Origin of the sequence: Veillonella tobetsuensis, assembly GCF_002959935.1 — a bacterium.
GTDB classification, from domain to species: domain Bacteria; phylum Bacillota; class Negativicutes; order Veillonellales; family Veillonellaceae; genus Veillonella; species Veillonella tobetsuensis.
Map to the genome: position 1 here is coordinate 18,348 of NZ_PPDF01000011.1, position 25,710 is coordinate 44,057.

Annotated in this window: 4 protein-coding genes; all 4 read left to right on the forward strand. The window is 39.0% G+C overall.

Translation table 11 applies throughout. The annotated features are described in order from the left end of the window. The first annotated feature begins 275 nt into the window (after nucleotides 1–275). The 4 genes from VTHSUH11_RS05910 to VTHSUH11_RS05925 all read left to right on the forward strand — a co-directional run bounded on the left by VTHSUH11_RS05910 (nucleotide 276) and on the right by VTHSUH11_RS05925 (nucleotide 24,962). Nucleotides 276–10,973 carry an ESPR-type extended signal peptide-containing protein gene (locus VTHSUH11_RS05910; RefSeq protein ID WP_105092982.1) on the forward strand — a complete coding sequence of 3,566 codons (10,698 nt, stop codon included), beginning with the start codon at nucleotides 276–278 and terminating at the stop codon, nucleotides 10,971–10,973. Nucleotides 10,974–11,070: 97 nt separating this feature from the next. Then, entirely contained in the window at nucleotides 11,071–11,874 is an 804-nt protein-coding gene (locus VTHSUH11_RS05915; RefSeq protein WP_105092983.1) for a hypothetical protein, read from the forward strand. A gap of 692 nt (nucleotides 11,875–12,566) precedes the next feature. Beyond that, nucleotides 12,567–24,083 carry an ESPR-type extended signal peptide-containing protein gene (locus tag VTHSUH11_RS05920; RefSeq protein WP_105092984.1) on the forward strand — a complete coding sequence of 3,839 codons (11,517 nt, stop codon included), beginning with the start codon at nucleotides 12,567–12,569 and terminating at the stop codon, nucleotides 24,081–24,083. A 78-nt stretch (nucleotides 24,084–24,161) separates the two neighbouring features. After that, nucleotides 24,162–24,962, forward strand: a complete 801-nt coding sequence (locus tag VTHSUH11_RS05925; RefSeq protein ID WP_105092985.1) for a hypothetical protein — start codon at nucleotides 24,162–24,164, stop codon at nucleotides 24,960–24,962. The last annotated feature ends 748 nt before the right edge of the window (nucleotides 24,963–25,710 follow it).

A 25,710-nucleotide genomic window follows, 5' to 3' on the forward strand; every position in this document is an offset into this window, starting at 1 on the left:
AAATACTCATAAAATGTATGTTTTTTATGTAAAAATATAAAATTAATATAAATGAAATTAAAATATTGAAAATAAGTGAGTGGAAAATGAAGAAAACTATTTACAAAAAGCCTTTTTTCTGTTATCTTATATATGACGCAAGATGAGTAAAAAATGAAATGCGGTAAAAATAATACTTTTTGCACTGCATTTTAATGTATATATAAAGACTCATCAAAAAATAAGGAATTTTTTGATTGTAATTGTGTCTAAAGAGAAAGGGGTTCATAGTTTCTATGAATAAGATTTTTAAAGTTGTTTGGAGCAAAACAAAAGAATGCTATGTAGTAGTTTCTGAAGTAGCGAAAAACAATGGTGGTAAGAAAAAAGTTTTGGCTAGCGTATTGGCTGGCTTAGCTATGGCTGGTATTGGTGCATCCGGTACACCAGTTTTGGCTTCTTATGATGATAGCGGTAGTAAAATCAATATCGCTCCAAATGCAAAAACTGGTAACTATGTTGGTACAAACTCTGTAGTAGTTGGTTATGAAAATGCAACTGATGCTGCCGCTGGCAACTTAGGTCGAATTATCTATGGTACAGCGAATATAGCGGCAGGTGATTCCACATTAGCTCTTGGTAATAGTAATGAAGCTAGAGGGACGGCAGTAGTAGCTGTTGGTCATGGCTCTGCTGCAAAAGCAAAACAATCTGTAGCGATTGGTAACGTAGCTCGTGCAGAAAAAGATGGTACAGTAGCAATTGGTACATATGTTAATGCGGAAACTGCTAATGTAGGTACTGCGGACAAACCTAAATATAATACTAAAGAAACAGGAGTATATTCTACAGCTGTAGGTGCATTTAGCTGGTCAAAAGGTGACTACTCCGCGGCTTATGGTTACCAAGCTGAAGCAACTGGTACTAATGCAGTTGCTATTGGTCGTGTGAGCAAAGCTACAGGTACTTCAGCAACAGCACTTGGTGTTAATAATAAGGCTCAAGCTGATGATTCTTCAGCAGTTGGTTCTTCTAATACTATTGCGGCAACTGCCACTCAAGCAAGTGCATTTGGTCGTGAGAATCAAATCAATCTTGCTGGTTCTTTAGCTGCAGGTTATAAAAATACTACAAACGGTGAACGTAACGTAGCCGTAGGTAGTGAGAATACAACCACTGGTGAAGATAGCATTGGTATTGGTACAAAAGTAATTGCTGGTACAGGTAAAACCATTGCTATTGGTAGTGTAGCAACTAACGATGGTACAACATTGCAAACTATTGCTCGTGGTAATGACACAATTAATAAGGCTACAGGTCAAGTAAATAATATTTTTGCACTTGCAATTGGTAATGGTGCGCAAGCAGATGGTAAAGCTAAAAGTGCATCTGGCATGATTGCTATCGGTCAAGAAGTAAAAGCTGATAATAACAATACAATTGCAATTGGTGTTAAAACTGAAGCAACAGGCAATAATGGTACAGCTATTGGTGGCTATGCACAAGCTATTGGCGCTTCCAGTGCTGCATTCGGTACACAAGCCGTTGCGAATGGTTTGGGTGCTACTGCATTCGGCCCTGGTGCAAGTGCAGGTACTGGTGATGCTGATGGAGAAGCTGAGGGTGCCGTAGCAATTGGTCGTAAAGCGTCTGTAGCGAAAGCTGCTTCTGGTGCTGCAGCTATTGGTTGGGCTTCAGAAGCAACTAAAGCTGATGCTACTGCAATCGGTCATAGTGCAACTGCTAACATTGCAGGTGGCGTAGCGCTTGGTTCTGAATCTAAAACAACTGTTGCGGCAGGTGTACAAGGTTACAATCCAGCATCTGATCGTACAGATAAATATAGCACTCAAGCTGGTGCAGTTGGTACATCCACTTTAGCAGCTGTTTCTATCGGTGATGGCTCTGCTAAAACCCGTCAATTAACAGGTCTTGCAGCAGGTACTGCAGATACTGATGCAGTTAACGTAGCTCAATTGAAAAACGTTAACTTGAAATATGCTGGTGATACTGGTAATAGTGATGTATTATTGAAAGATCATACATTAAACGTAAAAGGTAGCGATTTCATCACTACATCTGCTGATGGAACTGGTATTACAGTAAAAGCTAAAATTGGTGATGCTATTAATGCTAATGCTGCAGGTAAAGCGGTAGCTCCTACTACAAATGGTCTTGCAACAACTACAAATGTAGCTGATGCAATCAATGCTTCTGGTTGGAATGTAGTTTCTTCTAATAATGGTGGTAGTGTAACAGGTACTCAAGCAACTAAATTGGTAAATCCTGGCAGTAAAGTTACCTTGAGTGCTGGTAAAAATATTGTATTAGATCAAAATGATAAACAATTCACATATTCCTTGAATAAAGATGTTGATTTGACTAAAGATGGTTCTTTAACAATTGGCGATACTAAAATCACTAATGCTGGTATGACTATTACTGGTGGTCCATCCATTACTAAAACTGGTATCGATGCTGGTAGCAAGAAAATCACAAATGTTACAGCTGGTACAGCTGATACTGATGCAGTAAACGTAAAACAATTAAAAGATACTGAAAAACACATTAAACCTGGCACATATGCAGTAGCAAATGATGGTTCTGTAACATTAAAATATGTTGATGGTAATGGTGCTGAACAAACTGAAACAGCTAAAATTACTGGCATTGCTAAGAAGTCAAAAGTTATCAATGGTCAAAACACAACTGTTGAAGAAGGTACAGATACAACTGATAACAGCGTAACTTACAAAGTAAATGTGAAAGGTGATTTAGCTGATATCTCCTCCATCACAAATGGTACTGGCTCTGGTAAAATCTCCTTCGAAGGTGACCAAGTTGTAAAAGTTGGTGGCGATCATCCTATCTCTTTTGATGGTAAAGGTGGCTATGTAACTGGCTTACAAAATAAAGATTGGAATATTACTAACCCAACTGTTGTATCTGGTCGTGCAGCAACAGAAGACCAATTGAAAAAAGTAAGCGATGGCTTCAACAACACAGTTAAATTAACTGGTAATTCTGGTGCTACTGGCACACAAAAATTAAACCAAAATGGTGGCTTGAGCTTCGGCGTAGTTGGCGCAGATAATGGTAAATACATTACAACAACTGCTTCCGGTAGCAATGTTGTAGCAGATTTGTCCGATGATGCAAAAGCTAAATTAGAACATAAAGTTGTAGTAGAAGCGGGCTCTAAAAATGTTACAGTAGCGACTGATACAACTGATCCAAGCAAAACAGTTTACAAAGTATCTGTTGCTAACACACCTGCTGGTGCAGCTTCCACTGAAAGTGTAGTTAAGAAAGCTGTAACAGGCGATACAAACATTGCTGACATCACAGTAGCTGGTGGTAAAGCAACTGGCGATGCAGATGCTCAATACGAAGTTAATGTTTCCCGTAATGTAGTAAAAGATGCAGCTCGTGAAGCTGTAACCATAAACAATGGTGGTACAACTACAGGTGGTACATACACAGCTGATACAAATAATCCTATTACTGTTAACCCTGTGAAAGATGATACTAACCATAACACTACATACGAAGTGAAATTCGACGGTAATAAAGCAGCTAAAGTGATTCCTTTGACATACAAAGCTAATGGCAATGGTGCTAAAACTGTTACATTAGAAAAAGGTTTAGACTTTACAAATGGTACAAATACAACAGCAGAAATCGATAATGAAGGCGTTGTTAAGTACAATTTGAACAAAGATGTTGATTTGTCTAATGCTGGTTCCTTAACGGTTGGTGGTACTACAGTTAATAACGGTGGTATTACAATTAAGGCTCCTACAACTCCTGGTACAACTACAACTGATGTTAAATTGACTAATACTGGCTTAGATAATGGCGGTAACAAAATTGTTAACGTAGCTGAAGGTAAAGCTGATACTGATGCAGTTAATGTAAAACAATTAAAAGACGCTAAAACTAAACTTGAAGATGGTGAAAATACAACTGTTGAAGGTGATGGTACAACTGCAACACCTTATAAAGTAAATGTAAAAGGTGATTTAGCTAATATCTCCTCCATTACAAATGGTGCTGGCTCTGGTAAAATTTCCTTTGGTAATGACCAAGTTGTAACAGTAAATGGTGATCATCCTATTAGCTTAAATGGTAAAACAGGTGACATCACAGGATTGACTAACACTACAATCCCAACAGCAGCTGGTAGTGATTTTGCTACTAAAGGCCGTGCGGCAACTGAAGAACAGTTGAAAGTTGTGAATGATAAATTCAACAATAAAATCAACTTAGGTGCAGACACTAATGAAACAACTAAGTTCCAATTAGATAATGCAGGTGGTATCAAATTCAACATTAAAGGTGATGGTTCTGGTACAGGTGGTGCTAACCAATATATCAGTACAACAGCAAATGGCTCTAATGTTAATGTTGATTTAACTGCTGATGCTAAAGCTAAATTGAACAAAACATACACTGTATCTTCTGGTTCCACTAACGTAACAGTAACACCTACAACTGTTGGTGATAACACTGACTTCAAGATTACTGTAGCTAATACAGGTTCCACAACATCTTCCTCTTGGAATCTTAACTCTGGTGTAGTATCTGCTACAGAAGGTACTCATGCTGGTGATACTACTCAAAATATTGCTGACACTAAAACAGTAACAATGCAAGCTGGCAAAAACTTGACAGTTACACAAACTAATGATACTGCTGGTAATGCATCCGTTGCATACTCCTTAGATAAAGATATTTCTGTTGAAACTGTAACTGTAACTGGTCAAAACGGCAAAGATGGTAAAATCGGTATTAATGGTAAAGATGGTGTTGACGGTAAAGACGGTAAAAACCGTGTTGAAATCACTGTAGAAAAGGGCGCTAAAGGCGTTGATGGTACAGATGGTCATGATGGCGTTAATGGTCATAACGGCAAAGATGGCATGACTCGTATCGTATACGAAGATAAAGGTGGCAAACAAGAAGTTGCAACTCTTAACGATGGTTTGAAATTCACTGGTAATAATGAATCCACTGAAAACAAACATAAACTTAATACACTTGTAAAAGTTCAAGGTGAAGGTACTAAAGAAGGTACTGATGCAACTGGTACTAAAGAAATTCAAACTTCTGACGGTACTAAATTCGAGTCTGCTAAAGACAACATCGCAGTAGAAGCTAACGGTGCTGATACGTTAACTGTTAAGTTGAACAAAAACCTTAAAGGTTTGGACAGCGTAACAACTAAAGAAATCAAACTTGGTGATGCAAACGATAACATCTCCATCAAGAAAGATGGCGACCGCATTACATACACTACTAACAATGGTGGTACAACAACTACTAATAAAGTAGCTAACCTTGCTGATGAAAAACATATCACTCAAGGCAACTATACAGTAGGCGACAAAACTATCGATACTAATGCAGCTGATGATGAAGTAACATTAACTTACACTGATGGTAATGGTGATCTTGTTAAAGATACAGCTAACAGTCCTATTATGACTAAGATCAAAGGCATTGCTAAATCTGACCTTTCCAACATCAATGATGCTGGTAAGAAAGTCATTACTGGTCTTGGGACAATCGTAAAAGCTGGCGATAACGTAACTGTTACATCTACATCTGATACTAAAACTGGTCAAACAACTTACACTGTAAATGCTGTAACTCCAGCGGTTTACACTAAAGCTGATGGTACTAAAGTAGTTAAACGTCCAGATGGTACTTTCACAACTAACGTTGATGGTGCTCCTGGTAACGATGTACCTGCAAGCGATGTAATCGTATCCTTCCAAGATGCAGCTGGTAACAGAACTGGTGGTAACTCCATTGTTAATAATGTTGGTTCTGCAATCGATAAAACTGGTACATCCACTGGTGATACATTCTTAACTAAACTTGATAATGCAGCTACTAATACTCCAAATGCAGCTGTTAACGTAAAAGATCTTAAAAATACATCTGATGCAATCATCGGTAAAGGTTTGAAATTTGACGCTAACGAAGGTGGCGAAAAAACAAATAAACTTGGCTCTAAAGTAACAGTTCAAGGTTCTGGTGCTTTAACTGCTGGTAAAGCATATGCTGATGAATACAACACAGCTAATATTAGAACTAATATTGAACAAGGAACTGATGGTAACACAACAATCAATGTTGGTTTAGCTAAAGCATTGAAAGATATTAACTCTATCTCTAATGGCAGTTCTTCTATCACTATTAGTGATGTTCCAGCTGGTGCAACTACTCCTGCTGTAACTATCTCTGGTGGCAACTTGTCCATGGGCGATGGCACAACAAACAATAAGATTGTGAATTTGGCTCCTGGCACAGATGGCACTGACGCAGTTAACTTGAACCAATTGAAAGGTATGCGTACCGTTGTAACATCCACAGATAAATCTGTAACTGTTACATCTAATGAAAATTCTACAACAGGTCAAGTAACATATGACTTGAAAGTATCTACAACTGGTACAGTAGCAAAATCTACTTGGAATCTTAACTCTGGTGTAGTATCTGCTACAGAAGGTACTCATGCTGGTGATACTACTCAAAATATTGCTGACACTAAAACAGTAACAATGCAAGCTGGCAAAAACTTGACAGTTACGCAAACTAACGATACTGCTGGTAATGCATCTGTTGCATACTCTCTTGATAAAGATATTTCCGTTGAAACTGTGACTGTAACTGGTCAAAACGGTAAAGATGGTAAAATCGGTATCGATGGTAAAGATGGTGTTGATGGTAAAGACGGTAAAAACCGTGTTGAAATCACTGTAGAAAAAGGCGCTAAAGGCGTTGATGGTACAGATGGTCATGATGGCGTTAATGGTCATAACGGCAAAGATGGCATGACTCGTATCGTATACGAAGATAAAGGTGGCAAACAAGAAGTTGCAACTCTTAACGATGGTTTGAAATTCACTGGTAACAATGAATCCACTGAAAATAACCATAAACTTAATACACTTGTAAAAGTTCAAGGTGAAGGTACTAAAGAAGGTACTGATGCAGCTGGTACTAAAGAAATTCAAACTTCTGACGGTACTAAATTCGAGTCTGCTGCTGACAACATCGCAGTAGAAGCTGATGGTATTGATAAGTTAACTGTTAAGTTGAACAAAAACCTTAAAGGTTTAGACAGCGTAACAACTAAAGAAATCAAACTTGGTGATGCAAATGATAACATCTCCATCAAGAAAGATGGCGACCGCATTACATACACTACTAACAATGGTGGTACAACAACTACTAATAAAGTAGCTAACCTTGCTGATGAAAAACATATCACTCAAGGCAACTATACAGTAGGCGACAAAACTATCGATACTAATGCAGCTGATGATGAAGTAACATTAACTTACACTAATGGTAATGGTGATGTTGTTAAAGATACATCTAACAACCCTATTATGACTAAGATCAAAGGCATTGCTAAATCTGACCTCTCCAACATCAATGATGCTGGTAAGAAAGTCATTACTGGTCTTGGTACAATCGTAAAAGCTGGCGATAACGTAACTGTTACATCTACATCTGATACTAAGACTGGTCAAACAACTTACACTGTAAATGCTGTAACTCCAGCGGTTTACACTAAAGCTGATGGTACTAAAGTAGTTAAACGTCCAGATGGTACTTTCACAACTAACGTTGATGGTGCTCCTGGTAACGATGTACCTGCAAGCGATGTAATCGTATCCTTCCAAGATGCAGCTGGTAACAGAACTGGTGGTAACTCCATCGTTAATAACGTTGGTTCTGCAATCGATAAACCTGGTACAGCTACTGGTAATACATTCTTAACTAAGCTTGATAATGCAGCTACTAACACTCCATTTGCAGCGGTTAACGTAAGAGATCTTAAGACTACTGCTGATGCGTTGAAAGCAAATGAACTTCACATTGCACCTACATCTGGTGGTACTGATACTGATAAAGGTGGCGTAGTAAAAACTGCTGGCTCCACTGATATGGTATACAAATACGACTCAGCTAGTAAGACTATTACATTGACTTATAACGATGGCAATGGTAAAGCTGTAACTGGCCCTAAAGCAGTTCTTGATTTCACTGATTTGAACATCCCAGCAGGTGGCAATAACTTTGGTTTCAAAGCTAATGCAACTGCTAATGGTGGTACAGTAGCAAATGATGCTACAACTCCTGCAGCGGCAACAGCTGTTGAAAATGGTGGTACTGTTAACTTTGCAGCAGGCAAAAACTTGACTGTAAAACAAGATATTGATGCTACTAACAAAACTCAAACTTATACATTTAGCTTAGACAAAGATCTTACTAACTTGGACAAAGTTGTTGTTAATGGTAAAGATGGTATTGCTGGTAAAGATGGCGTAACTATCGTTGGTCCTCAAGGTGCTACTGGTGCCCCTGGCATTCCTGGTACAAATGGTATCGATGGTAAAGTTGGTATCTCTGGTAAAGATGGCAAAGACGCTGTATCTATCGCTGGTAAAGATGGCGTTGGTACAATCGGCTTAACAGGCCCTCAAGGTCCTGCTGGTACAAACGGCAAATCTGTAGATATTTCTACTGAAAATGGTAAACAAACTCTTGTGAAACCAGAAGCAAATAATGGTAATCAATCTCAACGTATTGTTTACGTACCAAAAGATGCTAATGGCAACCCATTGAAAGATGCTGATGGCAACGATATTAAACGTGAAGTAGCGACTATGGATGATGGCTTGCGTTTCACTGGTAACAACACTTCTAAAGAAAATAAACAACCAATGAATTCTCTTGTGAAGGTTCAAGGTGAAGGCGTTACTGAAAATGCAGCTGGTAAATTAGAAGCTAATGGCCAAGAGTTGAAATCTGCAGCTGGTAACATCGCAGTTGAAGCAGATGGTCAAAATACTTTAACTGTTAAGATGAACAAAGATCTTAACCTCACTAAAGATGGCTCTGTAACAATGGGTGATACTGTTGTAAATAACGATGGCATTACAATTAAAGCTCCTACAACTCCTGGTACAACTACAACTGATGTTAAGTTGACTAACCAAGGTCTTGATAATGGTGGTAACAAAATTACTAATGTTGCAGCTGGCACAGCTAATACTGATGCAGTAAACGTAAAACAATTGAAAGATAATGTTACAACTGTTACATCTTCTGATAGCTCCATCAAAGTAGTTGATAAAAACGACCCTACATCTGCAACTTATGATGCAACTAAAGGTCACCAATATGACATCACTGTCAACAACCAAGGTGTTGTAAATAATGCACAAACTCCTGTTGTGTATACTAAGGAAGATGGCACTAAAGTTTACAAACAACCAAATGGTACTTTCACAACAAACATTGATGGTACTGGTACAGTAGTTCCTGCAAACCAAGTGATTGCATCTATGAACAGTGCTGGTAACTCTTCTACAGATCCTACTAAGTTACAAAACGTTGGTTCCTCCATCGCTGATAAAACTGGTACTACATTCTTAGATAAGATTAATACAGCAGCAGCTGATCCTAATGCTAAGTATGGTGCAGTTAATGTAACTGACCTCAAATCTACATCTGATGCTCTTATCGACAAAGGCCTTGTATTCGATGCAAATAACGGAGATCCTAAGACAAATAAACTTGGTTCTAAAGTAACTATTGCTGGTACAGGCGCTCTCGGCACTACCGAAAACTTTACAGATAAATACAACACTGATAATATCAGAACTAACATTACACAAGATCCAACAACTGGTAATACAACTGTTGAAATCGGTCTTAACAAAAACCTTAAAGGTTTAGAATCTGTTAGCGTTCCTGGTAAAGATGGCGTTGATGGTCAAGACGGTGTATCCATTACTGGTAAAGATGGTGCGAATGGTGTTGACGGTAAAGTTTCTATCGGTAAAGACGGTAAAGATGCTGTATCTATCTCCGGTAAAGACGGTATCGGTCACATTGGTTTAACTGGCCCTGCAGGTAAAGATGGTAAAAATGCAACTGCTGACATTACTGTTAAAGAAGGCCAACCTGGTTTAAATGGTACTGATGGTATTACTCGTATCGTATACAAAGATAAAGATGGTAACGATCATGAAGTAGCAACTCACGATGATGGTGTAAAATACGCTGGTGATGACGCTCAAGGTACAGATAAAACTAAAGTTATCTCCAAAAAATTGAACCAAACTATCGATATCGTTGGTGGTGCAGACAAGACTAAATTGACTGACAATAACATCGGTGTGAATAACGACGGTGGTAAATTGAAAGTCCAATTGGCTAATGAATTAGGTGGTATCAATAAGATTTCCAACGGTGGTTCTTCCATTACGTTTAACAGCAATCCTGGTGGTGCAACTAATACTCCTGCAGTACAAATCTCTGGTGGCGACCTTAACATGGGTGGTAACAAAATTACTAATCTTAAGAAAGGTACAGCCGCAAGTGATGCTGCAACTGTAGGTCAATTGACTAAGGTTAAATCCTCTAATAACTCTGTAGGTATTACTGAATCTACAGATGCTAATGGTGCAAAAGTTTACGACTTGTCTGTAACTGGTGTTCCTGGTGCAGATCCTCGAGTTGATAAACTTGGTGAAGAAATCGGTCGTGTAGGTGCTCAAGGCGCAGCTCTTGCAGCGTTGAAACCTATCCAATACGATCCATTAGAACCAACTCAAATCATGGCTGGTTATGGTAACTACCGTGGTAACTCTGCCGTGGCTCTTGGCGTAGCTCATTACAAAAATGAATCTACATTAATCCATGGTGGCGTATCCTGGGCTGGTGGTTCTAGCCACATGATGGCAAACGCTGGTGTAACTTGGAAAGTTGGTAACCGTGATAGCGAAGCTGCAGTAGCAGATCGTTACCGCAAAGGTCCTATCAGCTCTACATATGCAATGCAACAAGAAATGGCAGCTATGAAAGCTCAAAATGCCGGATTAAAAGGCGAAGTATCTGATTTGAAAGCAGAAAATGAACAAATGAAAGCTCAAATTGCTGCAATGATGGCAAAATTAGGTTTATAATTTGATACTGTAAACTTTCACAGACACTGGGAAGGGGATTCTCAACACTGAGAATCCTCGGATCCCTTTTGATACGACATAGAAAAGAGGAATAGATATGAAAAAATCTACAATGCTTGCTTTCACAGCAGCAGTATTAATGAGTGCTGCATCCCTTACTGGTCACGCAGCTAGTGCACCTACATATGATGATACTTTAATCGTTAAAAACCCTGTTATGACGCCACAACTTGGTTCTGTTGTACTCGTTCCTGTAGCGAGTCCACAAACTGTGGCTGCTGTTCATGATTATGTGAAAGCTTGGCAAAATGCGGAAATCAACATCGCAAAAGCTAAGGTAAAACGCGATAATCATGAACAATTAACTAAAGCGGACGTAAAATGGTTACATTCTTATGACAAACATAATTATGCTGACTATTTCCGCACACATTCTATCGGTCGTGTGCATGGTCAAGAAGTATTCATGAACTGGAACGGTGAAAACCGCAACAAAAATGAATATGAATACTTTGATATGCCGAAATATAATGAACAAGATGGTTTTACTAATAGCTACGGTTACAATGTACTTCGTAGCATGGTAGACCAAATTAACGCAGTTATCCAAGAGCAAAAGAAAATCGGTGGTCCTATGACTGACGAAGAATCTCAAGCTTTGGAAGATGCAATTTTGGATATCATGGCTCATGATCAAGAACATGTAAATAACGATGAACTTCGTCATTACATGAACGACACAATCTGGTTTGCTTCAAAACAAACGGTGAAAAACAAAGCGAGTGAAGAACCTACTGTAGGTGATGACCATGAAGTAGATCTTCGTGCAGCGATTGCAAAAGCACCGGTTAATCAACCAGAATCACGTAAAGTTAATTTACGTGACGCTATTAGTCGATAAGACTAATAGAACAATTACAATCGTATATGGCCCTCATTGTAACTCTTACATCCCCCCCCTTTCTTTATGAGGGCCTATAAAAAAGACGCTCACACTATGGTGTGGGCGTTTTTTTGTGCATATGATTTTTTCATCTTTTATAGTAAATCGATTATTTTCTTTATAATAGAAACATATATTAATAGATATATATTAATTAATATTAAAAATGAGTAGTGTATTTGTTTAATATAAGAAGTCTTGCTATTACCCTTAAACCCCTGTATTTACTATATTATTACTAATTGTAAGTTTATTAAATTTATAGTTAATAGAAGCCCACATGTAGTCGTAAAACTGACTATCTTTGTACTATTTAACATATTTATAAACTAAAAAGAACCTACAAATATATGAAAAGTAGGTGAAGAAATTAATCTAAAATAAGGTATAAATGCTGTTATAATGTACTTTTATAGAAATGAGTTGATTTTTACACATATATATAAATTTCAGTTTATTTTCATCTGAAATATAAAATTTCATTAAATAATTAAGTCTAAAAGTATTTACAATTAGTTAATAAATTGATATTATTAGGTTATCATATATGAAGTGTGAGTGAATGAGAGAAATTCCACCCTTCATGAAGTGAACTAAAGTGTAAAAGTTACATTTATTATGTACTTATGAGAAAGGGGTTCAAAGGTTTTATGAATAAGGTCTTTAAAGTCGTTTATAGCAAATCTAAAGGCTGCTACGTTGTAGTACCTGAAACTGCGAAAAATAATAACGGCAAAAAGAAAGTCCTAGCTAGCGTATTGGCTGGTTTAGCTGTAGCTGGCGCTATGGGCGGCATTGCTCCTCAACAAGCAATGGCTGGAGTAGATACTGGCAATAGCCATGTTAATATCTGGGCAGATACAAGTCCAAAGAGCAATGGTCAAAACTATAATGTTGGTCAAAACTCTATCGTTGTAGGCTATCAAAATACTACTGATAACGTAGCTGGTCATGATGGCAAAGTAGCAATTGGTGCTAAAAATACATCTACAAATAACGCTTCTACAGCTGTAGGTAATGAAAATAAAGCTACAGGTGGTGCGGCAACAGCCGTTGGTGCTGGTAATACTGCTTCTGGTAAAGCTTCTGTTGCTCTTGGTAATGTGAATAATGCTGATGCTAAGGCTGCTATTGCTATTGGTACCTACAATAATGTTAATTACACCAAAGGCTCTTGGCAAACAACACCTAAACATGCAGGTGAATATTCTACTGTAGTAGGTAATTACTCCAGTGCAACTGGTACAAGTGCATCCGCTATGGGTGTGTATACTAATGCTACTGGTGCAGGTTCCTTTGCTGCTGGTTACAACAATAATGCAAATGGTCAAAACTCTGTTGCTATTGGTTCTGAAAATACATCCCATGTAGCAGACACTGTAACTTTGGGTCAATTTAATAATGCAAAAACAATGGGTGGTATTTCCATTGGTAAAAACAACTTGACTGATTCTTCTAATGATGGTCGAAATGCTGCGAATACTAGAGATGAAAACTCTCAAATCGCTATCGGTCGTGACAACGTTGCAACTCATTTAGATACGATTGCTATCGGTCGTGAAACAACTGCATCTGGTTCTGGCTCTACTGTAGTCGGTGCTCGTGCAGAGGCTTCTGGTGACAATTCTATTGCTATTGGTCAAAGTGGTAAAGGTTCCCCTAAAGTAATTGCATCTGGTGTAAACTCCATTGCTATTGGTATGCAATCTCAAGCTACTGGGGAAGCTGCCATCGCTGAAGGTGCTGGCTCTCGTGCAGGTGGTAAATATGGCGTCGCATTAGGTCGTACAACTAAAGCTAATGCAGAGGCTGCGACTGCTTTGGGTAATGCAGCAGAGGCTAACATTGCCAATGGTGTAGCACTAGGCTCTAGCTCTGTTACAACAACAGATAAAGGCGTTAAAGGTTACAATCCTTCCGATGACCATACACGTCATTACACAAACTTAGCTAACAATGTTCGCACAGCTACTACTGCTGCTGTATCCATCGGTAATGGCAGTACATTGACTCGTCAATTGACAGGTCTTGCTGCAGGTACAGCAGATACTGATGCTGTTAACGTAGCTCAATTGAAAAACGTGGGTGTTGCTGTAACTGGTAACACTGGTTCTAGTGATTTCTTGGCTGACGGTGGTAAATTAAACGTTATCGGCGAAGGTCGTGTATCTACTGTAGCGGCTCATGATGGTGCGAAAGATTCTAAAATCACTGTTGGCTTTGATGACAAAGGCATGGTGAAAGCTGGTAAAAACGTTAAGGTTGATGAAGTAACTGTAAACGGTAGAACTACTTACACAATTCATGCTGCTGACGCTGCTGCAAAATATGATTTCTTGACTAATGCTAAAGCTAATGGCGGTAAATTAGACGGTACTGCAACACCTACTAAGGTTGAAAGCGGCACTACTATTAATTATGCAGCTGGTAAAAATTTAACAGTTAAACAAGATATCAGTCCATCTACAGGCGAACAAACATATACATATTCCTTGAACAAGGATTTAAAAGAAATTACATCCATCACTAACAATGGTGGTACAACAATGAACTTTGGTCCAAACAACATCAGCATCACTGGTGGTAACTTGGATCTTGGTGACAATAACATTACTAACCTTAAATCTGGTGGCAATGTAATCAATAACGCTGCTAACATTGGCGACGTTATCCGTATCTCCAAAGCTAATGATTTACATATTGCACCTACAGCAGGCACTAACAACAATGTGACTGAATACACTGTAGACGCTAATAAAAAGGTTACATTGACTTACCAAGATGGTAATGGCAACACTGTTAACGGCCCTAAAGCAGTTATCGACTTGAGCGGTTTGAAAACTGGCGACATGAGCTCCTTCAACGTGAAATCTTCTGCTACAGAAGGTAAAGTGGCACAAGGTTCCGCTGGCGTTCAAGAAATTCGTGATGGCAAAACTGTGGAAATGCAAGCCGGCAAAAACATGACCATTAAACAAACTAATAAAAATGGTAATGCAGCTGTTGAATTTGCATTGAACAAAGACATCGATTTGACTCCAGATGGGTCTATCAAAATCGGGGACACTAACATCACCGACAATGGTTTGACTATCAACGGTGGTCCTTCCATTACTAAAACTGGTATCAACGCTGGTGGTTTGAACATTACTAATGTGAAAGCTGGTGTAAATGATAACGATGCAGTTAATGTTAGCCAATTGAAACAAGTTCGTGCTGACGAACGTCACATCAAACCTGGTGAATACGCAGTTGATAACAACGGTAAAGTAACAATGACTTACCTTGATGGTAACAACAAAGATGTTGCTAACGAAACGGCTGTTATCACAGGTATTGCTAAACAAGATCTTTCCAATATCAACAAGGGTGGCGAAACAGTCATCCAAAATCTTGCTAAAAAATCCATCGATATGGAAAATGGTAAGAATACAAAGGTGAGCAACCGTGAAATCAATGGCGTTAAAACTTTCAAAGTAGACGTTGAAGGTGATTTAAACGACATTACATCCATCACAAACAAAGCTGGCGATGGCAAGGTTGTATTCGGTGGTAACCAAACTGTTAACGTAGCAGGTGATCACAACATTAACTTGAATGCTAAAGTTGGTGACATCACTGGTTTGACTAATGTTACTTTGGATGCTCCGGACTTCGCTAAAAAAGGTCGCGCCGCTACTGAAGAACAATTGAAAATCGTTAACAATGGTTTCAATAACACAGTTGGTTTAACTGGTAATACAGGTGCTACTGAATTACAAAAATTGAACAAACAAGGCGGCTTGAGCTTTGGTGTAGTTGGTGCTAACAATGGTCAATACATTACAACAACTGCAGCTGGTAGCAACGTTGTAGCTGATTTGTCCGACAGCGCTAAAAACAAATTGAACAGCACTGTTGTAGTAGAAGGTAAAAATGCTGCGAAGGTAACTAGCAATGTAATTCAAAATGCAGATGGCAGCACAAAAACTGTATATACTGTAGATGTTAACAACGTAAAACCTACTGCAGCTTCTACTGAAAAAGTACAAGCTAAAGCAGACGTAGCTGGTTCTAGCGACAAAAATATCGCTAAAGTTGCACCTAAAGCTGGTGAAAACTTCGGTGATGCAGGCGCAACTTACGAAGTAAACGTATCCCGTAACGACGTAAAAGACGCAGCTCGTGAAGCAGTAACTGTAAATACTACAAACACAACTAACAACCCTATCACTGTGACACCTGTACAAGATGAAACAAACCATAACACAACTTATACAGTAACATTCGATGGTAACAAAGCAGCTACTCAAATTCCTTTGACATACAAAGCGAATGGCCAAAATGCTCAAACAGTTACATTGGATAAAGGTTTGAACTTCACAAACGGCAGAAACACAACAGCTTCTGTAGATGCTGAAGGCGTTGTTAAATACGATGTGAATAAAGATTTAGTTAACATCAATTCCATTTCCAATACTACAAATGGTCCAAAAATGGAATTTGGTCCTAACTCCATTAACATCACAAATGGTCCTATCAACATGGGTGACCAAAACATCACTAACCTTAAATCTGGTGGCGATGTAATCAACAACGCAGCTAATATTGGCGACGTAAAACGTATTTCTAAAGAAAACGATTTACACATTGCTCCTACAACATCTAATCGTCAAGGTGAAACAACTACATCTTACGCATACGATGCAGCAAGTAAATCTGTTACATTGAAATATAACGATGGTAATGGTGCTACACAAGCTGGTACAATCGCGAAAATCGACTTGTCCGGTTTGGCTGATCAAATCAAAGATGGCTACTCATTCTCCACAGATGCGAAAGGCAATGTAGTTGGTAATCACGCTGTTACAGCTGTTGGCAATGGTAAAACTGTATCCTATGCTGCTGGTAAAAATTTGACTGTTGAGCAAGATATCGATGCTACAACTGGTGAACATACTTACACCTATGCATTGTCCAACAACATCGATTTAACACCAAACGGTTCCTTGAAAATTGGTGACACTATCGTTAACAATGGTGGCTTGACTATCTCTGGTGGTCCTTCCATCACTAAGACTGGCATCAACGCTGGTAACTTGAACATTACTAATGTGAAAGCTGGCGTAAATAACACTGATGCGGTTAACGTACAACAATTGAAAGATGCTCGTACATTAGTAACTTCTAACGATAATTCTGTAACAATTAACAAGACAGAATCTGGTAACCAAATTACTTATGACTTGCACGTAGCTCCAGGTGCTGCACAATCTGTATGGAATGTGAAATCCTCTGGCAACACAACTGCTGATTCCGAAGCAACTGCAAAAACTATTACTGATGGTAAAACAGTTGAAATGGTAGCAGGCAAAAACTTAACTGTTAAACAAACTAGCAACAACGACGGTGCTAAAGTTGAATACGCTTTGTCTGATGACATCAAAGTTGGTAACGACGGTAAAGATGGCAAACCAGGTAAAGATGGTTCTATCGGCGTAAATGGTAAAGATGGTTCTTCCGTTGTCATCAATGGTAAAGACGGCTCCATCGGCTTAAATGGTAAAGACGGTAAAGATGGTCTTACTATGAAAGCTGAAAATGGCCAACCTGGCGTAAACGGTAAAGATGGCATCACTCGTATCGTATACGAAGATAAAACAAACACTAAGCATGAAGTGGCTACGTTGGATGACGGTTTAAAATTCACTGGTAACAACACTGATACAGTGAACAACCATAAATTGAACAGCCTTGTAAAAGTTCAAGGTGAAGGCGTAGATAAAACAACTTCTGCTACTTTCAAGAGCGCTGCTGGTAACATCAACGTAAAAGCTGATGGTACAGATACTCTCGAAGTTCAATTGAACAAAGATTTGAAAAACATCACTACGATTAAGAATGATGGTCCTGCTACATTGACAATTGGCGGCAATGAATTCAAATTCAGCGGCGGCAATGTGAATATGGGCGACAACAACATCACAAACCTTAAATCTGGTGGCGATGTAATCAACAACGCAGCTAATATTGGCGACGTAAAACGTATCTCCAAAGAAAATGATATTCATATCAAAGACAAAACATACACAGTGAACGCTGATAAAACAGTTACATTGGAATATGTTGATGGCAATGATAATACAATTAACAAAACAGCTAAGATCGACTTGAGCAACTTGCCTACAGGCGATAAAGCTGCTGTTGAAAGCGTAGTTAAAAAATCTGCTGCTGCAGGCGACACTAACATCGCTGACATCACTGTAGCTGACGGTAAACAAACTGGCGATGCAAACGCTAAATACGAAGTGAATGTATCCCGTAATACTGTTAAAGACGCAGCTCGTGAAGCGGTAACTGTAAATACTACAAATACAACTAACAACCCTATTACTGTGACACCTGTTCAAGATGAAACAAACCACAACACAACTTACCAAGTAACATTCGATGGCAACAAAGCAGCTACTCAAATTCCTTTGACATACAAAGCGAATGGCCAAAATGCTCAAACAGTTACATTGGATAAAGGTTTGAACTTCACAAACGGTTCCAACACAACAGCTTCTGTAGATGCTGAAGGCGTTGTTAAATACGATCTTAACAATAATATCGATTTGACTCCGAATGGTTCCTTGAAAATTGGTGACACTATCGTTAACAATGGTGGCTTGACTATCTCTGGTGGTCCTTCCATCACTAAGACTGGCATCAACGCTGGTAACTTGAACATTACTAATGTGAAAGCTGGCGTAAATAACACTGATGCGGTTAACGTACAACAATTGAAAGATGCTCGTACATTAGTAACTTCTAACGATAATTCTGTAACAATTAACAAGACAGAATCTGGTAACCAAATTACTTATGACTTGCACGTAGCCCCAGGTGCTGCACAATCCGTATGGAATGTGAAATCCTCTGGTAATACAACTGCTGATTCCGAAGCAACTGCAAAAACTATTACTGATGGTAAAACAGTTGAAATGGTAGCAGGCAAAAACTTAACTGTAAAACAAACTAGCAACAACGACGGCGCTAAAGTTGAATACGCTTTATCTGATGACATCAAAGTTGGTAACGACGGTAAAGATGGCAAACCAGGTAAAGATGGTTCTATCGGCGTAAACGGTAAAGATGGTTCCTCCGTTGTCATCAATGGTAAAGACGGCTCCATCGGTTTAAATGGTAAAGACGGTAAAGATGGTCTTACTATGAAAGCTGAAAATGGCCAACCTGGCGTAAACGGTAAAGATGGCATCACTCGTATCGTATACGAAGATAAAACAAACACTAAACACGAAGTGGCTACGTTGGATGACGGTTTAAAATTCACTGGTAATAACACTGATACAGTGAATAATCATAAATTGAACAGCCTTGTAAAAGTTCAAGGTGAAGGCGTAGATAAAACAACTTCTGCTACTTTCAAGAGCGCTGCTGGTAACATCAACGTAAAAGCTGATGGTGCTGATACTCTCGAAGTTCAATTGAACAAAGATTTGAAAAACATCACTACGATTAAGAATGATGGTCCTGCAACATTGACAATTGGCGGCAATGAATTCAAATTCAGTGGCGGCAATGTGAATATGGGCGACAACAACATCACGAACCTTAAATCTGGTGGCGATGTAATCAACAACGCAGCTAACATTGGTGACGTAACTCGTATCTCTAAAGCTAACGATTTACATATTGCACCTACCACATCTGACCGTGCTGGTGAAACAACTGCAACATATGCATATAACACTGCAGATAAATCCGTTACTTTGAAATACAACGATGGCAACGGCGCTACACAAACTGGTACAATCGCGAAAATCGACTTGTCTGGTTTGGCTGATCAAATCAAAGACGGCTACTCCTTCTCTACAGATGCAAAAGGCAACGTAGTTGGTAACCATGCTGTAACAGCTGTAGGCAACGGCAAAACTGTATCCTACGCAGCAGGCGATAATTTAACAATTGCTCAACATATCGATAATGCAACTGGTGAACAAACTTATACATATGCATTGTCTAATGACATCAAAGTTGGTAACGATGGCAAAGATGGCAAACCAGGTGTTGACGGTAAAATCGGTGTAAACGGTAAAGACGGCTCTGCTGTTGTGATCAACGGTAAAGATGGTTCCATCGGCCTCAACGGTAAGGACGGTAAAGACGGTCTTACTATGAAAGCAAAAGACGGTCAACCTGGTGTAAACGGTAAAGATGGTATCACTCGTATCGTATACGAAGATAACAGCAAGAATACACAAGAAGTGGCTACTTTGGATGACGGCATGAAATATGCTGGCGACGATGCACAAGGCGCAGATAAATCCAAAGTTATCGCTAAGAAATTGAACGAAACTATGGACGTTGTTGGTGGTGCAGATAAATCCAAATTGACTGATAACAACATCGGCGTGAATAACGTAGATGGCAAGTTGAAAGTTCAATTGTCCAAAGAAGTTAACTTGACTCCGTCTGGTTCCTTAACAATTGGCGATACTGTAGTTAATAACAATGGCTTGACTATCTCTGGTGGTCCTTCCATCACTAAGACTGGTATCAACGCTGGTAATAAAACAATTGTTAACGTAGATGCTGGTGTAAACGACACTGATGCAGTTAACGTACAACAATTGAAAAAAGCTAAAACAGAAGTTAAGGCTGGTAATAACGTAACTGTAGACACAACTTATGGTACTGACGGTCATACAATTTACACTGTTAATGCGAACGACGTAGCTCTTGGCGATGCAGTATTGAAATACTCCGCTAACGGCACTAATACGCAATCCGTTAAATTGTCTCAAGGCTTGAACTTCGTTGACGGTAACTACACATCTGCTTCTGTTGATGCAAATGGTCAAGTTAAATACGACGTAACAATCGGTAAGGTGAAAGACGGCGTTGACGGTAAACCAGGCGTAGATGGTCAAGATGGTATCGCAACAGTTAAAACTGTAGTTGATACAATCAACAACTCCGGCTGGAAAGGTGATGTTACTGGTAATACAGTCAATAACCATGCTGCAACAATCGTTAAACCAGGTACAACTGTAAACTTTGGTGCAGGTAAAAACTTAACTGTAGAACAAATCGTTGATCAAGTAACTGGCAACCATACTTACAACTACGCATTGTCCGACGACATCAAGGTTGGTCATGACGGTAAAGATGGCAAACCAGGCGTTGACGGTAAAATCGGTGTAAACGGTAAAGATGGTTCCTCCGTTGTCATCAATGGTAAAGACGGCTCCATCGGCCTCAATGGTAAAGACGGTAAAGATGGTCTTACTATGAAAGCTAAAGATGGCCAACCAGGTGTAAACGGTAAAGATGGTATCACTCGTATCGTATACGAAGATAACAGCAAGAATACACACGAAGTGGCTACATTGGATGACGGCATGAAATATGCTGGCGATGATGCTCAAGGCACAGATAAATCCAAGGTTATCGCTAAGAAATTGAACCAAACAATGGATATCGTTGGTGGTGCAAACAGCACTAAATTGACTGACAATAACATCGGCGTGAACAACGTAGATGGTAAATTGAAAGTTCAATTGGCTCAAAACATTGACTTGACTCCAGCAGGTTCCTTGACTATCGGTGGTACTAGCATTACTGATAATGGTTTGGTAATCAACCAAGGTCCATCCATTACTAAAGGCGGTATCAATGCTGGTAATCAATTTATCACTAATGTAAAAGCTGGTGTGAACAACACTGATGCAGTTAACGTTGCTCAATTGAAATCTGCTAAAACAGAGGTTGAAGAAGGGGACAACGTAAAAGTAACATCCCGTATAGGTGCTGATGGCCAAACTATCTACAAAGTAAGTGCAAAAGCAGTTAACCTTGGCGATGCAGAATTGAAATACTCTGCAAACGGTACAAACACTCAATCCGTGAAATTGTCTCAAGGCTTGAACTTCGTTGACGGCAACTACACAACAGCTTCCGTTGATGCAAATGGTCAAGTTAAATACGATGTAACAATCGGTAAAGTGAAAGACGGCGTTGATGGCAAACCAGGCGTAGATGGTAAAGATGGTATTGCAACAGTTAAAACTGTAGTAGATACAATCAACAACTCTGGCTGGAAAGCTAATGCTACAGGTAATGTTGTAGGTAACTCCACTGCAACTATCGTAAAACCTGGCAACACAGTAAATTACGGTGCAGGCAAAAACTTGAACGTAAAACAAACTGTGAACGGCGATGAACAAACTTACGAATTCGCATTAGATAAAGATTTGAAAGAGCTTAACAGCGTTCAAACTAAGAATATCTACTTAGGTAGCCCAACATCTCATACAACTATTACATACAACAATGATAATAGCCGTATCGAGTACACAACTAAGGAAGGCGACAAAAAACAAGTTGCTAACTTAGATGATATCTGGACTATCCAAGCAAATGGTACAGACGTTAAACCTGTAGGTGGCAAAGTTAACGTAGTAGGTGGCGATCACATCAAAGTTTCCACAGATGCAGCTGGTAAAATGACTATTAGTGCTGACGGCCTTGGCACTATGAACGGCTTTAACGTGAAATCTACTGGCAATACAACTAGCGATTCCGATAAAACAGCTAAAAACATCACTGATGGTAAAACTGTGGAATTCTCTGGTGGTAAAAACCTCACTGTTAAACAAACTAACACTGCTGACGGTGCAAAAGTAGAATTCGCATTAAACAATAACATCGACTTAACTCCAAATGGCTCCGTAACAATTGGTGATACAGTAGTTAACAACGATGGTTTGACTATCACTGGTGGTCCTACTATCACTAAGAACAATGTTGATATGGGTGGCCAACAAATTCACAACGTGAAATCTGGTGGCGATGTAGATTCCAATGGCGCTAACATTGGCGACATCAAACGTATCTCCAAAGCTAACGATACTCGTATCAAAGATGGTAACTACGAAGTTAGCCAAAATGGTACTGTTGAAATGACTTATGTTGATGGTGCTGGTAAACAAGTGGTAGATGCTAACGGTAACCCTGTGAAAGCAACTATCTCTGGTATCGCTCGTCAAGACTTGTCTAACATTACTAACGAAGGCAAAAAAGTTATTACTGGCTTAAGCAGCATCGTTAAAGGTGGTAACAACGTAACTGTTGATACTTCTGTTGACAACACAACTGGTCAAAAAACATACACTGTAAACGCTGATTTATCTGGTGCGAAAGTGAATGCATCCGTTGGTGCTGATGGCTCTGGCGTAGCTAAAGGCCTCAAAAATCCTGTAAAAGTAGAAAAAGGTACTCAATACATCGCTGGCGACAACATGGTTGTTGAACGTAAACCAGTTGAAGGTGACGATAAGATTGATAACTCCATCACTTACAGCTTGGCTCATGACTTGACTGAAATAAGATCCATTAGCAATGGTGGTGCAACACTTAGAATCAACTCCAACCCTGGTAGTGTTCCTGGTGATCGTGCTCCTGTAACCCCTGCATTTGAAGTACATGGCGGTAACTTGAGTTTAGAAAACAATAGAATTGTAAATCTTGCTCCTGGTATTGCTGGTACTGATGGTGTTAACGTTGACCAATTGAAAGGTTCCCGTACTACATTAACTTCCGAAGACAACTCTGTAACATTAAACAGAACAGACAATGGTCAAGGCGGTTACAACTATGACCTTTCCGTTAAAGGTGTTAACGACCCTCGTGTAAATATCTTGAATGAAGAAATTGGTCTTGTAGGTGCACAAGGTGCAGCATTGTCTGCATTGAAACCTATGCAATATGATCCAATGGAACCAACTCAAATCATGGCTGGTTATGGTAACTACCGTGGTAACTCCGCATTGGCATTGGGCGTAGCTCATTACAAAAACGAGTCCACAATGTTCCATGGTGGCATTTCCTGGGCTGGCGGCTCTAGCCATATGATGGCTAACGCTGGTGTAACTTGGAAAATTGGCAACCGTGATAGCGAAGGTGCAGTAGCTGATCGCTACCGCAAAGGACCTATCAGTTCCACATACGCAATGCAAACTGAAGTGGCTTCTATGAAAGCTCAAAATGCCGGATTAAAAGGCGAAGTATCTGATTTGAAAGCTGAAAATGAACAAATTAAAGCTCAAAATGCTGGCTTACAAAACGAAGTAGACCAATTGAAAGCTCAAATGGCTGCTATGATGGCTAGATTAGGTATGTAATAAGATACAAAGGTCGAAGGGTTCCGTAAGGAATCCTTCCACCATCGCTTATATTCGACAATGAAAAGAGGAATAGATATGAAAAAATCTACAATGTTTGCTTTCACAGCAGCTGCAATTATGAGCGTTGCATCCGTTACTGGTTATGCTGCGGGCGCTCCAACATATGATGATAATTTAATCTTAAAAAACCCTATCATGACTCCGTCTGTAGGTTCTGTAGTTCTTGTACCTGTGGCTAGTCCGCAAACAGTACAAGCATTACATACATATGTGGATGCATGGAGAAATGCAGAAGTTAATTACACACAAGCTAAAGTTAAGCATGATAATCATGAAAAATTGACTAAAGCTGAAACTAAATGGTTACATTCCAAAGATAAACACAATTATGCGGATTACTTCCGTACACATTCTTTGGGTCGTGTCCATGGCTTTGAAGTCGCATTCAATTGGAATGGTGAAAACCGTAACAAAAATGAATACGAATTCTTTGATATGCCAAAATATAATGAAAAAAGTGGTTTCGTAAATAGCTACGGTTTCAACGTATTGCGTGGTATGGTAGACCAAATCAACGCTGTTATTCAAAGACAAAAAGAAATCGGTGGTCCTATGACTGCTGAAGAAGCTAGTGCTTTGGAAGACGCTATTTTGGATATCATGGCGCAAGACCAAGAACATGTAAACAATGAAGATCTTCGTCACATGATGAATGAAACAATTTGGTACGCAGCTAAAGAAACTGTTAAAAACAAAGCAAGTGAAGAACCTACTAAAGAAGAAGAAGCTAAAGTAGATCTTCGCAAAGCGATTAATGAGCCAATGGAACCTTCCGCGCCTCATACTATTGATTTGCGCAAAGCAATTCAGCAGTAATATCGCAATCGTATATCTTTATACATATGAAACAATATATGGCCCCTCATATGGTGATATAGGGGCCGTATATCCCCTAGAACCCCTAACTAGGGCATAAATAATCCTTATACAAATAACGCCACCTTCTGGTGGCGTTATTTGTTTTATATAGACGATGTAATAAATATAATTAGTGCGAATCACTAAAATAGCATATATTGTATTTATAGACTATAGAATGAGATTAAATGATAGTTTATTGTACTACATATAGTAGATTGAAAATAATTAGATACATTATACGGAAAACATGTAAAAAGTTTCAATTATTTTAAAATTAAGGGTTGCACTGATTCTTTGTTTGTACTATAATAACCATACAGTCGTTGAAGCGACTGTTTCTTAATGAGGAAACAGTAGATAACATCTAGGTTTTCCATTAATCGATTTTAGGATTTTTATGTAATCCCCTCAAACGATGGTGATTACAAAATTCTAAAAAAGATTATAAAAAGGTGTTGACATGAAAGTGACAACATGTTATTATAATCTAGTCGCCAGTTGACGAAACGCTTTAAATAAAAAGTGCTTCCGAGCTAGATAATATCTGGTGTGGCTGGTACAGATCTTTGAAAACTGAACAATGATAGGTAATCAATCAATATGATTGAACATATGCCAGAGTGCGGGTTTTGACAAAGTCAAAACCAACCATAATTCAAAGTTACATACATGTAACGACAACAAATAATGAGCTATTCAAATA

What these genes read in the sequence shown, in the direction of transcription:
- VTHSUH11_RS05910 (WP_105092982.1), top strand. Translation starts at nt 276, where the DNA reads ATGAATAAGATTTTTAAAGTTGTTTGGAGCAAAACAAAAGAATGCTAT.
- VTHSUH11_RS05915 (WP_105092983.1), top strand. Translation starts at nt 11,071, where the DNA reads ATGAAAAAATCTACAATGCTTGCTTTCACAGCAGCAGTATTAATGAGT.
- VTHSUH11_RS05920 (WP_105092984.1), top strand. Translation starts at nt 12,567, where the DNA reads ATGAATAAGGTCTTTAAAGTCGTTTATAGCAAATCTAAAGGCTGCTAC.
- VTHSUH11_RS05925 (WP_105092985.1), top strand. Translation starts at nt 24,162, where the DNA reads ATGAAAAAATCTACAATGTTTGCTTTCACAGCAGCTGCAATTATGAGC.